This window comes from Sphingopyxis sp. Geo48 (assembly GCF_949769155.1).
Lineage (GTDB): Bacteria > Pseudomonadota > Alphaproteobacteria > Sphingomonadales > Sphingomonadaceae > Sphingopyxis.
Genome location: NZ_CATKPA010000001.1, coordinates 879795 through 893492 on the forward strand (window position 1 = coordinate 879795; position 13698 = coordinate 893492).

Consider the following 13698-nt stretch of genomic DNA (forward strand, 5'->3'; position numbering starts at 1 on the left):
ATGTCCAAGCGCCTGTTCCTTCGCGGTTAGACGGCGGTTCCGACCAGTCGTCCGATACCTGCCGTCAGCGCCATGGCGAGCGCCCCCCAGAAGACGACGCGCGCGACAGGCTTCAACGGCCTCGATCCGCCCGCCGTTGCCCCAACCCATCCGAGCAGAGCAAGAAAGAGGAGCGATGCAACGGCCTCGCCGGGCACAAGCCAGTCGTGTGGGAGCATCGCCGCCGCCAGCACAGGGAGCAGGGCGCCCAGTGTGAAGGTCCCGGCCGAGGTGAACGCGGCGGTGATCGGCCGCGCCGCTGTCATGTCGGTGATGTGAAGCTCGTCGCGGGCGTGGGTGCTGAGCGCATCGAACGCGGTCATCTGCATGGCGACGGTTTTCGCGACATCGGCATCGACGCCCCGTGCTCGATAGATGCCGGCAAGTTCGGCAAGCTCCGCATCGGGGTCTGTCGCCAGTTCGAGCCGTTCGCGTTCGAGGTCCGATCGCTCGGTGTCCGACTGGGAGCTCACCGAAACATATTCTCCGGCGGCCATCGACATCGCGCCCGCGACAAGCCCGGCAATCCCCGAGACAAGCACCGCGGAGCGCGGGGCCCCCGATGCTGCGACGCCCATGATGAGGCTTGCGGTCGACACGATGCCGTCATTGGCACCGAGCACGGCGGCTCGCAGCCAGCCGATGCGCGACACAAGATGGCTTTCGCGGTGGCTTCTCATCCATTGTTCCCCTGCGGTTTGGCTTCGGCCGGTTTGATCGCGTCGCCGTCGACAAGGTCTTCGACCATCAGGGCTATCAGGCCGACTTGCGAATGCACTCCGGCCTTGGCGTAGATGCGCGCGAGTTGCGCCCGGATCGTCCCCGACGCCGCGCCGCGGAGTTGCGCAATCTCGGCTGCATCGAAGCCCTTGAGCGCGAAGAGCGCGACATCGGCCTCGGCAGCAGTCAGTTGCCAGTCGAGAAACCGCTGCCTGACAAGGTCCGACATCGCGCCGCGCGCCGCCGCGACCGCCGTCTCGTCAAGTCGGGCGCGAAGGATCAGCCAGCGCAGCTGGAGAGCGCCGAAGCCGACCCCGGCGAGAAGTGCGACGGTCGCGCCGCTTTCGACAAGCAGGTGCATGTTCCAGCCATCAGCGGCGATGTCACCAGCGACATCGGCGATGAAGAAGATCGCCGCCACGGACTGGAGGATCACCAGAAAGGTGGTCGCGACCGCCCGGCGTTCCAGCGATCTTCGTCTTTCCTGCATGGCCACGGTTTACGCGCGGCCGGGCAACATAGCCAACAGGATTTCCCGGCCGCTGCGGCGCGTCTCGAAGGCCACCCCGGCGACATGCAGTGCGATGAGAATGTAGAGCAGATTGACGGCCGTCTCGTGGACTTCTTCCCACACGCTGTCCTCGCCGCCTGCGCCTTCGGGCACATCATCGTCGTCATGATCGCCCTGTTCTACAACCAGCTGCCGGCCGACATCGCCGGACCGCTCTGCGCGATCGAGAAAAGCCGTCGAAGGAGGCTCCGCCATAGCTATGCCGCTGGCGATGATGACGCCGAGCATGCTCCAGATCGCATAGACCATCAGCGCGCCGAGCGGATTGTGCGAGCGATGAACCTCCTTTTTGCCGACCCTGATATCGCGCAGGTGGGCAAGAGCCCGGCGGGGGCTCGGGAGAAAGGCCGAGAAGCGAGCCTCGGCGGGTCCAATCAACCCCCAAAGCAGGCGAAGCGCGAGGATGGCGGCCAGTGCATAGCCGACCCAAATATGCGCGCCCGAACCTTCCTCGGTGAACAGCGCGTTGGCGATGATCGCGGTTACGATCGACCAGTGGGTCACTTTGACGACAGGGTCCCAGCGTCGGCGCGGGCGAACGGGTTTCCCGAAACCTTCATCGGGATTTGAAGGAGGCGAAATCGACATGAGGCGTTCCTTCATTGGTTGAAGGTGTTGATCATGATGCGCACGCCTAAGCTATCGGCAAACTGCTTAGGGTCTTAGGTGTAAGCGCCTGCTTATGTCCGCGCATCGGGCCGCCAATGCCGGTCAAAGACGATTTCCAGCCCCTCAAGCCGGCAGCATTTCCTTGGCCTCAAAAGTCCTCTCTGAACCATTTTCGGCGGCAAACGTTCAGCATTTGGACCACTCAGGGAGAGCCAATGTCCAAGCCCGGCGCCGCCGAATTCCTATCCTATGTTTCTGACCCGAGCTTTCCCTGCGTCGGCGCCAAATCGGCGGTGGCGCGGGGTAATCTGCGGATCATCGAAGCGCGAGATATGACGAGCGCATGGAACGATCTGGAGATACACCGCGCCTTGCTCGACTGGGCGCGCGATTTCGGAAGCGCGCGAGAGGGCCTGCGCAGTCTCGTCGTTCTATTCGATGGGCCTTCTAACTTGTCCGAGCAGGATTTTGAGGCCGCCATGTGGACGCGGCTGCAGTCGTTCGCTGACAAGGATGCCTGGCTCGGTCAGCCGTACGACGAGGCCGTCAGCTCCGATCCGGAGGATCCGCATTTTTCGTTGAGTTTCGGCGGCGCTGCCTTTTTCGTCGTCGGGCTGCACCCCAACGCTTCTCGCCCGGCGCGCCGGTTCTCGCGGCCGGCGCTCGTCTTCAATCTCCACGACCAATTTGAACAGCTACGCACAAAAGGAAGCTACGACAGGATGCGCGACATCATCGTCGAACGCGATGTGGCCCTCGCGGGCTTTGCCAATCCGATGCTCGCCCGGCACGGTGAAACCAGCGAGGCGAGGCAGTATAGCGGGCGGCAGGTCGAGGCCGACTGGACCTGCCCGTTTCGGGATCCGCGCCGTTGAAACCCGGGCAGCTCGAGATCGCTCCGCGAAGCGGCGTCGCCTTTACCATGGCGGCGGGACAGGCGCTGACGGTCTGGGATCCGGAGGGCGAACAGGTGTCGGACATGGTTGCCTATGCATCCGGCGACACGGGCGAATATCTGTCGAACGGGCGCACCTTCGATTATGAGGAGACGATCCGGCTGACGACGGGCCATCGCCTGTGGTCGAACCGTTCGCGGATCATGTTCGAAATCGAGGAAGATCGGGTGGGTACGCATGATTTCCTGCTTACACCCTGCAGCGAGGCGACCTTCCGGCACTTCTATCCCGACAAGCCGGTGCATCGCGGCTGTTTGGGGAATCTCGCTGAAGCCCTCGCTCCTTTTGGGATCAAGCCGGATGCCATTCCGGTGGCCTTCAACATCTTCATGAATGTGCCGATCGATCCCTCGACGGGCAGGGTGTCGGTCCTGGCGCCGCGCAGCCGGGCAGGCGATTATATCCGCCTTCGCGCATCCATCGATTGCATCGTCGGGCTCACCGCCTGTTCGGCCTATGCTTCGAACGGCGGCAGTTTCAAACCGATCCACTATGCCGTCGACTGATCTGGCCGTCTTGCCGACCGAACGGGCGGCATCCTCGGCGATCGGGGACATCGTCTCGGCGCTTTCTCGCTGGCGGGTCGCCGTCAGTTACGGCTGGCGCCATCGCCGCCTGCTCAATCTCGATGCGCCGATCCGGTTCACCGAACTGGTTCAGATGCGCAAATTATATGATCGGTCTCCCGGCCAAACGCTGCTGATGGACAAGGTCGAGTCCAAGCGCCTCGCCGGGGCCGCGCTCGGAACGGAATGGGTGGTTCCGACGCTCTGGTCGGGGAAGATGTTGTCCGACGAGATTCCCTTTGCGGTTCCTGCCATGCTCAAGGCGCGTCATGGCTGCAATCAAAATGCTGTGCTGTGCGAAGCGCCCTCCGCGGCGCAATGGCGCCGGCTGCAACGCCGGTCGCAGCGCTGGCAGCGATCGCCATATGGCCTATGGCTCGACGAATGGGCCTATCGCGACGTACCGCGCGGTCTGATTGCCGAACCGTTGCTCGGCGGAAAATTGCCGCTGCCGATCGATTACAAGATTTACGTTTTCGGGGGTCAGGCGACCCATGTGCAGGTCCATTTGGATCGCGGTGGCCGACACCGCTGGATTTTGCATGATCGCAATTGGCGGCCTTTGGTCGACAATATCGATCGCCCTCAAGCGCCCTTCTCCTTGTCGGCCATGCTCTCCGCTGCCGAAACCCTGGCGCGCGGCATGAGCTTTCTTCGCGTCGATTTCTATGAAGTCGAGGGCCATCCCTATTTTGGCGAATTCTGTCTGTATCCCGGTTCAGGGTTCGACCCTTTCGCTGCAGACTGGATCGACCTCGAACTGGGCGCCTTATGGCTAGATGCGATGGCAAGTTGATACTCGATCATCAGCATTCGAGGCGATTGCGCGCATAGCTGGAATATTCCCTTGCCCGCCGCGTGCCGCGCGAGTTTTCAATCGGCACGCGAATAGCGGGGATCACGCGCTAAAAGTGTTTTGAAAGCGCGATACTGAATTGCCGGGGCGCCATGGGCGTATATTGCCGCATCGTCGCGAAACGGAGCGAATTGCCGAACGCAAAACTGTCCTCGTCCTCGCCGAACAGGTTTTCGACGCGTGCGGTCAGATCGAGCCCCGCGACTTTCAGATGTCCCTCCAGCCCGCCCTCGATCAGGTTCCCCATCGGTCGGTCGACCAACGGGTCGAAACTGAGCCTTGAAGGTCCCACGTAACGCAGGCGCAGCGCCAGCGAGGCTTCGGCTCCAGCGATTTCGAAGTCACGGCTGATCGCGGTGCGGACGACATAAGAGGGGACGACGGGCAGGCGCCGGTCATCGAGCGCGATGCCAAGGTTGTTGCGCACCAAGCGAGCCGAGACGAGATTGGCGCCGCTTTCGAGCTTCCAACCTCTGCCGAGCGGTAGGGAAAGGCTCACCTCGGCGCCGACGATCCGGCCTTGCCCTGCATTGCGGGTTTCGATCAGCCCGTCGCTCTCGAGCAGGTCGGACTGGATATGGTCCCAGCGGCTGTACCAGAGGCCGGCGTCGAGCTGCCCGCTGCCCAGTTGCTGTCGCCAGCCGGCTTCTAGTGTTTGCAACTCGTCGCCCTTGAGCAATTGCAACTCGCCCGCCGGATTGATGTCCGACCCGCCTTGCCGGACGGCCGAGCCATAGCGCAGGTAGATCAGCCGATCGCTCCGCGGATGCCAGGACAGCGCAACGCTCGGGGTGAAGCCGGTTCGCCCGAAGCGTTCATATTCGGTCCCCACAGGAACAAGCCGCGATTCCGAGACGCGGGTGTGGAACGCGCGGCCGCCGACGTCGAGGCTGAACCTGGGTGTAAGTGCGAAGCCGACATCGCCGAACAACGCAAGATCGCTCGTCGTGCGCCGATCGTCGTCGATAAGCAGCGCCGCATTGGCCGACGCCAGCGATGCGACGAAGTCTTGACTGGCGCGAACATACGACAGGCCGACGAGCCAGCGGATCGGTCCGCGATCGCTGCTGATGCGCAGTTCATTATCGAGCACGCGATATTGCCTGTCGTCGCTCAGGATGAGCGGATCGGCGAGCCCGAACTGGCCGGCGCCCATTGTTGCATCGAGTTGGTCGCCGACCTCGTGCCAGGTCATGCCGCTGACCAGTTCGACAGTCACATCGCCTTCGCGAGCCAAGCGTGCGGCAATGTGGCGCAGGTCGTTGTCATGCGGCTCGGGGCGTTGGGCAGCGCGCGAGCGCGCGCCGGGAGCATAGACATATTGGCTGTCGCGCGACCTAAGAAACTGGACAACTCCCGACAGGTCGAGCCGCCAGCGGTCACCCAGTTCGACGCCAAGCGCCGCGCGGGCTCCTTCGACGCGGGTGCGATTGGCGTTGCGACGCCTACCGGTCTCTATCCACCCCGGCTCTTCGGCGCGGTAGCCGACCAGCCGCAACGCGGCAGATCCTTGGGCGAGCGGCAGATTGACGATCGCCGATCCCGAGAGGCCGGTTCCGCCGCCGGACACGAGTGTGGCGCCGCCGGTCATGCTGGCCGTGAAGCTCTCGGGATCGGCACGCCGGGTTACGATATGATAGGTGCCGCCGAGCGCCCCGGTCCCGTAGAGCGATCCTTGCGGCCCCTTGATCACCTCGGCCCGCTCGACGTCGACGAGCCTAAGATCGGGGTCCGGCGCGGAATAGGTAAGACGCGATCCGTCGAGGACGATCGCGACCGTCGACTGGCTTTCGCCGTTGAAGGCGCTGTCGGCGATACCGCGCAGGAATATGCGGTTGCGGCCCGGCCCGAGACCCGTCATCGAGAACCCGTCCACCGCCGATGCGACGCGCGCGGTATCCGACGCCGCGTCCCCCGCGTCGGATGCGGATGGAATGAAGACCGACACCGCCAAAGGCAAATTGGCGAGCGGGGCCTCTCGTTTCGTCGCTGTGACGATGATCGTTGCTGGATCGTTCGAATCTTGAGGCTTAGAACTGTAGGGCGGTGGGTGCGTGGCAGTGGAAACGGGCACGCGCTCGATCCGCCACGCATTGCCGCCGACCCGTCGGGCGACATAGCCGGTGCCCGCCAGCAAGCGCGCGAGTGCCTGATCGACGGTCAATTGGCCATGAATGGCGGGTGTCCGCAAATTGGGAAGCCGTCCCTCGATGCCGATCGATACGCCCGCTTCGCGCGACAGTTGATCGATCGCCCGCGGCAAAGTGGCGGCTGGGATGTCTATTGTCTGCCGCGCTGGTTCGCGCGCGTCAGCGGGTGGGCAATTCCAGGCGATAGCCGTCATCGCGGCGGTCAAGCCGAAGGCCCATGAGCCGCGAAAGATCGCGAAGCGCCGTCTGTCCATCGCCAATGACCAACGTCCCCGAAAACTGCCGGGCGGCGACGGCGTCGGCGACCACGACCTTGACGCCCGCATAGCGGGACAGGTCGGCCGCGACCAGCGCCAATGGCGCGCGGTCGTAACTGAGCCTGCCGCTGCGCCAAGCCCCGACCTGTTCGCCGGGGATGGCGCGAACCTGCGCGATATGCGTCCTGCCGTCGACCTGCAAACTGCGGCCCCCGGACAATTCGATGCTGCGCGCTAGGCGCGCTCCGGACACTTTCACCTTGCCGTCGGCCACCGCGACGCGCACGCCGGCACCGGCAGTCTGAATGTCGAAGCGCGTGCCGATGTCACTGATCGTCAGGCCATCGGCGGTGATCGCCATTTTCCGGCCGGGGTCGTGGCGAATATCGAACCACGCCCCGCCGGCCAAGGCGAGGCGATCCTGGTGGCGCCCCGCCACTTCGAGCCGGCTGTACGGCGCGAGTTCGATGCGCGATCCGTCGTCAAGCGCGATCGCGCGTGTTGTCGCGCCGGTGACGTAGATGGCGGGGTCGGGTTGGGCGAGGCGTGGCACGAGCAGCGTTGCGACCAACGCTGCGGCAACAGCGCCGCCGCCCCAACCCAGCCACTTTGCGCGGCGAGGGACCGCCGGCGCCGCTTCTTCATCGTTGGCGGGCACAGCGATGCGCGGTGCCAGCGTCTCGCGATGGTCATCGATGATGGCGCCTGTCAGCATTATTTGATCATAGGCTGCGGCATGGCGCGGATCGGCCTCCAGCCATAGCGTAAGGCCGTCCCAATCCATGTCGTCGGTGTCGCTCGCGGCATGCCATGCGGCGGCCTCGGCGACGATCCTGTCCATTTCCCCATTCATAGCTTTTCATCCGGTCGCGGCCTGGCCGCGTCTGACCGCCCCTGCCACTGTAACGCCGCGGCGTCGAAAAATCCGCAGTCGGCCAGCGCATCGCGCAAATGTCTCATCGCGAGCGCGAGATGTTTCTCTACCCCGCTGCGGCTAATGCCCATGATGGTTGCAACTTCCGCCTGACCGTGCCCATCGAAGCGGTGCAGTCGCAAGGCGCGCTGTGCTCCCGGAGGCAGCGCTGCGATCGCCTGCGCCAGAAAGTCGGCTTCCTGCTGCCGCGCCAATATTTCATCGGGGGGAAGCGCCGGATCGGCGCGTAGTTCGCTTGCCACGGCTTCGCCATCGCCTTCCAGCCAACGCCGGTCGCGCTGCATCGCGCGATACTGACCCCGGCGCCGATCGAGCAAAAGATTGTTCGCCATGCGAAACAGATAGGCGCGCCCATTGGCTACCGGACCGCTTGGATTGTTGGCGGCCTTCAGCCACAATTCCTGCAAACAGTCGTCAGCTTCATAGGCGTTGCCGCAGCGCGCGCGTAAGAACCGCAGCAATTCGCCGCGATGCCGATCGAACAGTGATGCGAGACCAGCAGTCGGCTCCATTGCGGCAACTGTCTCCCGACCGGGGGCGCCGCGCCGAAAATCATCGGGTCGCAATGGCGAAAAGCCCCGTAACAGACTTTGTGATCGGCTGCGCTTGCACTGAAATACAATCATGCGCAAATCCCGCCGCGACGAAGACATCGAAAAGCGCGTTTTCGTCATAGAGCCGGTGAAGGCCGGCGCGGGTGAACGACCAGCCGCGCATTGCGTCGCGATGGGTGACATAAGCCACCACCCGCCCACCCGGTTTGAGGGTCCGATGCAGGCGAGAGAGGGCAATCCCGTCCGCCTTGCAGAAGTAGAGCATGTTAAGGAGCAGCGCGGCGTCGAAACTTGCATCGGGAAAAGACATCGTCTCCAAACTCGCGCGATGCACCGCGCCGACGCCATCGAGCCGCGCGGCGGCCATGCGCGCCATCAGGTCGGATGGATCGACCCCGGTGACGCGCGCAGCGGCGCGTCGCCGCAAAGCGACGAGCGCCGAACCGGTGCCGCACCCGACATCGAGGATATGCTCACCCGCGCGCGGCGCGAGCAGATCGAGCGCGAGCCGGGTCGGCTTGCGGTTCGCCAGGTCCATGGCAAGGCCGACGAACCGCCCGGCCGCGCCGTGCGGCCGCGCGAGCTGTCCGGCAAATGCTGTCGCCAGCGCCATGGCCCTACTGGGCCTTGGCGAGCAGCGTCTGAACCTCGCGGCGGCGACCGGCGTCCCACACCGGGCGAGTTGCATCGTGCGGCGCGCGTAGAGCCTTTTGCAGGAACAGTCGCGCGCCCTTGGTATCGCCTTGGTCGAGCAGAAAGTCGCCGTAGAAATAATTGGCGTCGAGTCCGCCGGGATCGAGCGCCAGCGCTTCCTTGAGCAGCTTGCGCGCCTTGTCATCGTCGCCGAAGCCGATCGGTGATCCGGGCACCTTGTAGTAGAGGACGCCGAGGCTCATCGCGGCGCCGCCATTGGCCGCGCGCGGATTGATCGCATAGGCGCGGGCGATGATATCGCGCGCCTTGGTGGCGAGCCCGAGCTTGTGCAGGAAATTCGCGCGGTTGGCCTGCTCGCTGGTGACGATCCCCTGCCACAACAGCGGTTCGGCCTTGCCCGGATTGCGCGCAACGATCTGCGCGGCCTGTTTCGCGAGCGCATCAAGCGCTTTGGTCTGGGTGCTCGATCCGCGCACTTCGTAGACGATATGCGCCCAGCCGTCGTTGATCGATTTTACATCCTCGGTGACGCCGGCGAGGACGGCGACCGGCATCGTGGCGAGAAGGATTGCGGCGACTGTGCTCGACAGGGTGAGGCGCTTGTTCATCTTATGCTCCTTTGTCTTGGGTCAGGAAAATTCGGCGCGGGCGCGCTTGATCTGCGGCGCCAGGCCGGAATCGATCAGCGCCGGAGACACGGCATTGAGCGCCGCATAGACGCGCTCGATCAGGCCGATGTTGACTGTCGCGCGCTTGGCCAGGATCGCCGCGACGATACGCTCGGCCACCCAGTCGGGCGCATCGGCCTTCATCCCCGTGATTTCGAGGAAGCGGTGGACGTCGGCATTGTTGAAGGCCGTGCGTGCGGCGCGCGGATTGATGTGGGTGACGGTGACCCCGGTGCCGCCCAGTTCGCGCCGCAATCCTTGGCTCAGCGCGGCGAGGCCTGCCTTGCTGCTCGAATAGGCCGCGAACCACGGATAGGGGATCGACCCCAGAACCGATCCGATGTTGACGATCTGGCCATGACCGCGCCGTCGCATCGGTCCCGCCACCGCGCGCGCCAGTACCGCCGGGACGAGCAGGTTGACGCGGTAGCATAGAGCGAGCGCCTCGACCGGTTGGCTCTCGTGCAGGCCGAAGCGCTGGATGCCGGCGATATTGACCAGGATGTCGGGCGGGTCGTCCGCGAGCCGGTCGGTGAGCGTAGCGAGCGCGATGTCGTCTGCGAGGTCGGTGACGATATTGGCGTCGCAGGCCACGCTTTCGATACGGTCGATGCCGATCGTCTGCGCGCCCGCCGCAGCGAGCAAGCGCGCGACGGGCGTGCCGAGCCCGCCCGCGGCGCCGGTGATCGCGACGCGTTTGCCTTCAAGCGTGCGCATGCGCGGGCTCCAGTTCGATCGCAGCAAAGATGCCGCCGAACAGGCCGAATATCTCCTGCGCCATCGACAGGATGGCGTCGCGGTCCGCGGGATCGTCGAGCCCGTTCACCAGATTGGCGAAGAAGGTCATATGCTCCTGGTCAAGCGCACCGTGCGAGGTCAAATAGGTGAAGGCTTGCGGGGGAAGACCGAGCTTCTTGGCGACCGCCGCGGCCCCACGTGTCGCGAAGGCGACGCTGACGCTTTCGAGCACATAGACCATCCCGAAAAAGGCCATCGCATTGCCGTTCGCGATCCGGGCATAGGCGTGATCGACCATCGCCGCCGTGGCCGGTCCCGGCTTGCTGGCGCGCACAGCCTCGGCATCGCCGCCTGCTGCTGCGATATCGGACAAGATCCATTCCTCATGCCCGGTTTCCTCGGCGATATAATCGTCGAGCGCGGCGACGATATCGGCGCGATCGGTCAGCCGTGCGCGCGCGGCCTGCATCAGAGGGACAGTGTGGCGAACATGGTGATAGGCCTGCTCCAGATAATCGAGATAGGCGCCGCGACTGATCGTGCCGTTGAGGCCCGCCTGTAATTGCGGAACTGCGAGGAAGCGCAGCCGTTCGCGGACGGTGCGCGCTTCTAGCTCGGTGAAGAAAAGGGGCGGACCATTCAAATAGGCGGCGGCGATTGCAGCGCGGCGCAGGCGGCCATTGCCCGTCAGTTGTCCGTTCATCGGCGTGAAGTGCGCGGCCTCGCGCCACGCGCTTATCTGGGCATAAGCGGGCAGCTTCTCATTTGCTCGTGCGACCGCTGCCGCGAGATCGGCATCGGGATGGCTTGGCACCAGCAATGCGGCCGGCGTCGGCAATCCGTCGCCATAAGCCATCGCCTGCATGATTTCAGGTTGATCCATGAGCGCGGCTTCGATCCATTCGGGCGAGATATTGCGGCCGAAGCTGGTGATGATCAGGTTCGACTTGCGCCCTTCGATATGCAGCCGGCCTTCGCTGTCGATGAAACCAATATCGCCCGTGTGGAGCGGCGATGCAGGCGCTTCGCCGCCCACCGCGCCGAGGCAGACCGGGCCGTCAAGGATGATTTCGCCATCGTCGGCGACCCGTGCGGTCATGTGGGGCAGGCAACGGCCGACCGAAGACGGATCGTCGTCGCCTGCGTCCTGAAGCGAGACGACCGACGCGCATTCGGTCAGGCCATAGCCCTGCCGGATGGGCAGGCCTAGCCGGCGGGCGCGGTCCATCAAGGGGATCGATGTCCGCGCACCGCCGACCGCGACGAGCGTCAGGAGCGGCAGGCGCAGGCCCGTCGTCTCCATGACGCGAACCAGTCCCTCAAGATATTCGGGAACGAGGATCAGCGAGGTGATGCGCTGTTCGGCGATGATCGTCGCCGCCTTGACGAAATCGGGGCGAAAGGGATCGGCGAAGCCGATCATTGCCTGCGGCGGACAGACATAGCAGCCGCCTGCGAGCAGCGTCGGGAAGAAGCCGGCAACGGTCTCCAAAAGAATACCGGGCGGCAAGAGCGCGAGATGCCGCCCCGCATGTTCGGCGCCCACAGCTGCGACGATCGATTGCGCCACGGTAAGCATATGATCGGCGGAGAGGCAGATGCCCTTCGGCGTGCCCGTCGATCCCGAGGTGAAGGTGATCCGCGCCGTCCCGCTTGGCAGCGGGACGGACGCGGACCTGCGGGACCGGGCCGTTCCCGAGGGGCTTTGTATCGGGTCGGGATCGGCGCCGCAGAGGGCGATGGCGTGGCGCGATTGCTCGCGGGTGAAAAAGGCTGGCAACGACAGCACCGGGATCTTCGCTCGGAGCAGGGCGAGTTCGACGATTGACGTTTCCGCGCCGTGATCGCTTTGTAACGCGACTGCGCGGTCGGTCTCAAACCGAGCCATCATAGCGAGCGACCGCTCGCCCAACTCAGCCCACAAGGCGCCGTAAGTGATCGGAGCACCATCGAGTGCATCGAGTGCAATGCGCTGAGGATCGGCTGCGGCGTGGGCGGCAATGGCTTGGAATAACGGCATGTCAGGCAACCTCACGGCGAAATCGGCGGTCGAGAAAGGCGTTGATGGCGTGCTGACCGTCCGAAATGACGCCGGTGCAAATCCGGGGATCCTGATCGAAATAGCCGCCCCAGTCGGCCGCGGCGGGTCCGAGCCGGTCGGGACGCGCTTCGGCGATATCGACGATCGGCACGCCGATGCGCCGGAACATGTGCCGCAAAGGACGCGTCAGGGTGGCGACCGCAACCTCGCCGAGCGCCGACAGGTCGTTCGCCGCGGCGCCCCACAGCAGGATCATCGCCTGCGGGCTGACTGCAGCGAAATTGCCGATCTCGATGATCTCCGTCCGCGCGACGGGGCGCGAATGAGCCGCGCTCACCAGTGCCTCGACCGGCTGATCCAGATAGGCTTCTAGAAAGAGCGGATCGGTCCCGGCGCGGGCATAGCCAAGCGCTGCAGTCGATTCCCGCTCGGTACGGCAACTGATATAGGCGGCAAAGTTCGGCGAAAGGTTGGCCCCGAAGGCTTCGCGATAGCGGTGGCCGATCATCTGCAATTCTGCGTGGTGCGACATGCATATCTCCTTGCACTCACACGAACGACGCCGCCGCGCCGCCACCTCCACAGTCGCGAAAATGCAATTGCGGAAAAAATGTATCAGCGCGCGCTACCCTGCGCCGCGTGGTCACAAGACCTTGCTTTGCATATCCGCCGGTCTAATATCGCGCTTGGCAGTCAAGGGGCTTTGCTTGCCGTGTGCGGGCCCCTTTGGTCCTCGAAACGAGGGATATTGCTATGCATAAATTTCTGACCTCGGTCGGCGCTGCGACTTTGTTGTCGATCGCCACGCCAGCTCATGCCAGCGACAAGAGCTGGGACGATGCCGGTTCGATCGCGCGCGACGCGCTCGTCGTCGCAGCGTTCGGCGTACCCGCCGTGCAGGGCGATTGGGACGGCGCATTGCAGGCTGGCGGCAGCGTCATCGTCGCCGGCGGCCTGTCCTACGGGCTCAAGGAAGCGTTTCCTGAACGCCGCCCCGACGGCAGCGACAACAAGAGCTTCCCGTCGGGACATACGTCGGTGTCGTTTGCCGCGGCGGCGACGTTGCAGAATCGATACGGCTGGAAGGTAGGCGTACCCGCGCAATTGGTCGCAGCCTTCGTCGGTCTGAGCCGTGTCGAGGCGAACAAGCATCATGTCCATGATGTGCTGGTCGGTGCAGCGATCGGAGAAGCTTCCGGTTTCCTGATTACGCGCAAGGCCAATGATCGCGTCCAGGTACTTCCTTGGGGTGACACCAAGAGCGGCGGCATCGCGCTAACGATGCGGTTCTGAAGCGCCTTGGAGGCATCGATAGTACCGCAATGATCTTTTTCCTCGACAGCGAACGCTTGCCTGCAAACGTCCGCTCTCGTCATTTGTCCACC

At 64.3% G+C, this 13698-nt stretch carries 15 protein-coding genes; 4 read left to right on the forward strand and 11 right to left on the reverse strand.

Features of this window, described 5'->3' with window-relative positions; translation table 11 throughout:
* Positions 1–26: 26 nt before the first annotated feature.
* The 3 genes from QOL79_RS04525 to QOL79_RS04535 all read right to left on the reverse strand — a co-directional run bounded on the left by QOL79_RS04525 (position 27) and on the right by QOL79_RS04535 (position 1933).
* A complete protein-coding gene (locus QOL79_RS04525; RefSeq protein ID WP_058454216.1) occupies positions 27–719 on the reverse strand; it encodes a VIT1/CCC1 transporter family protein in 693 nt (230 codons plus the stop codon).
* A complete protein-coding gene (locus tag QOL79_RS04530; protein ID WP_283418781.1) occupies positions 716–1195 on the reverse strand; it encodes a helix-turn-helix transcriptional regulator in 480 nt (159 codons plus the stop codon). Before QOL79_RS04530 ends, QOL79_RS04525 begins: the two co-directional genes overlap by 4 nt.
* 63 nt (positions 1196–1258) lie before the next feature.
* Positions 1259–1933, reverse strand: coding sequence for a cytochrome b/b6 domain-containing protein (locus tag QOL79_RS04535; protein WP_283418782.1), 675 nt, complete (start codon positions 1931–1933; stop codon positions 1259–1261).
* Between the two features lie 221 nt (positions 1934–2154).
* Between QOL79_RS04535 and gntA the strand changes: the two genes are divergently transcribed.
* Genes gntA through QOL79_RS04550 form a run of 3 tightly spaced genes read left to right on the forward strand, consistent with a single transcriptional unit; the run spans position 2155 to position 4257 of the window.
* Positions 2155–2814, forward strand: a complete 660-nt coding sequence (gntA, locus tag QOL79_RS04540; protein WP_204994386.1) for a guanitoxin biosynthesis heme-dependent pre-guanitoxin N-hydroxylase GntA — start codon at positions 2155–2157, stop codon at positions 2812–2814.
* Positions 2811–3401: a DUF1989 domain-containing protein gene (locus QOL79_RS04545; protein ID WP_082657583.1), complete on the forward strand. Its 591-nt coding sequence runs from the start codon at positions 2811–2813 to the stop codon at positions 3399–3401. The genes gntA and QOL79_RS04545 overlap by 4 nt, the downstream gene beginning before the upstream one ends.
* On the forward strand, positions 3388–4257 hold the full coding sequence (locus QOL79_RS04550) for an ATP-grasp fold amidoligase family protein (protein WP_283418783.1): 870 nt from the start codon (positions 3388–3390) through the stop codon (positions 4255–4257). Before QOL79_RS04545 ends, QOL79_RS04550 begins: the two co-directional genes overlap by 14 nt.
* A 109-nt stretch (positions 4258–4366) precedes the next feature.
* Here QOL79_RS04550 and QOL79_RS04555 read toward each other — a convergent pair whose 3' ends face one another.
* From QOL79_RS04555 to QOL79_RS04590, 8 genes are all read right to left on the reverse strand, one after another.
* Positions 4367–6661, reverse strand: a complete 2295-nt coding sequence (locus QOL79_RS04555) for a TonB-dependent receptor (RefSeq protein WP_283418784.1) — start codon at positions 6659–6661, stop codon at positions 4367–4369.
* On the reverse strand, positions 6627–7565 hold the full coding sequence (locus tag QOL79_RS04560) for a FecR family protein (RefSeq protein WP_283418785.1): 939 nt from the start codon (positions 7563–7565) through the stop codon (positions 6627–6629). The genes QOL79_RS04555 and QOL79_RS04560 overlap by 35 nt, the downstream gene beginning before the upstream one ends.
* Before the next feature lie 8 nt (positions 7566–7573).
* Positions 7574–8170: an RNA polymerase sigma factor gene (locus tag QOL79_RS04565; protein WP_283418786.1), complete on the reverse strand. Its 597-nt coding sequence runs from the start codon at positions 8168–8170 to the stop codon at positions 7574–7576.
* 40 nt (positions 8171–8210) lie between these two features.
* Entirely contained in the window at positions 8211–8825 is a 615-nt protein-coding gene (locus QOL79_RS04570) for a class I SAM-dependent methyltransferase (protein ID WP_283418787.1), read from the reverse strand.
* Positions 8826–8829: 4 nt separating this feature from the next.
* On the reverse strand, positions 8830–9474 hold the full coding sequence (locus QOL79_RS04575) for a tetratricopeptide repeat protein (RefSeq protein WP_058454209.1): 645 nt from the start codon (positions 9472–9474) through the stop codon (positions 8830–8832).
* 21 nt (positions 9475–9495) lie between these two features.
* Entirely contained in the window at positions 9496–10251 is a 756-nt protein-coding gene (locus tag QOL79_RS04580; RefSeq protein ID WP_283418788.1) for an SDR family NAD(P)-dependent oxidoreductase, read from the reverse strand.
* A complete protein-coding gene (locus tag QOL79_RS04585) occupies positions 10238–12163 on the reverse strand; it encodes an AMP-binding protein (protein WP_283418789.1) in 1926 nt (641 codons plus the stop codon). The genes QOL79_RS04580 and QOL79_RS04585 overlap by 14 nt, the downstream gene beginning before the upstream one ends.
* Positions 12164–12293: 130 nt before the next feature.
* Complete coding sequence (locus QOL79_RS04590; RefSeq protein WP_204994374.1) at positions 12294–12845, reverse strand: thermostable hemolysin; 552 nt, start codon at positions 12843–12845, stop codon at positions 12294–12296.
* Between the two features lie 221 nt (positions 12846–13066).
* Between QOL79_RS04590 and QOL79_RS04595 the strand changes: the two genes are divergently transcribed.
* On the forward strand, positions 13067–13606 hold the full coding sequence (locus QOL79_RS04595; RefSeq protein ID WP_283418790.1) for a phosphatase PAP2 family protein: 540 nt from the start codon (positions 13067–13069) through the stop codon (positions 13604–13606).
* The last annotated feature ends 92 nt before the right edge of the window (positions 13607–13698 follow it).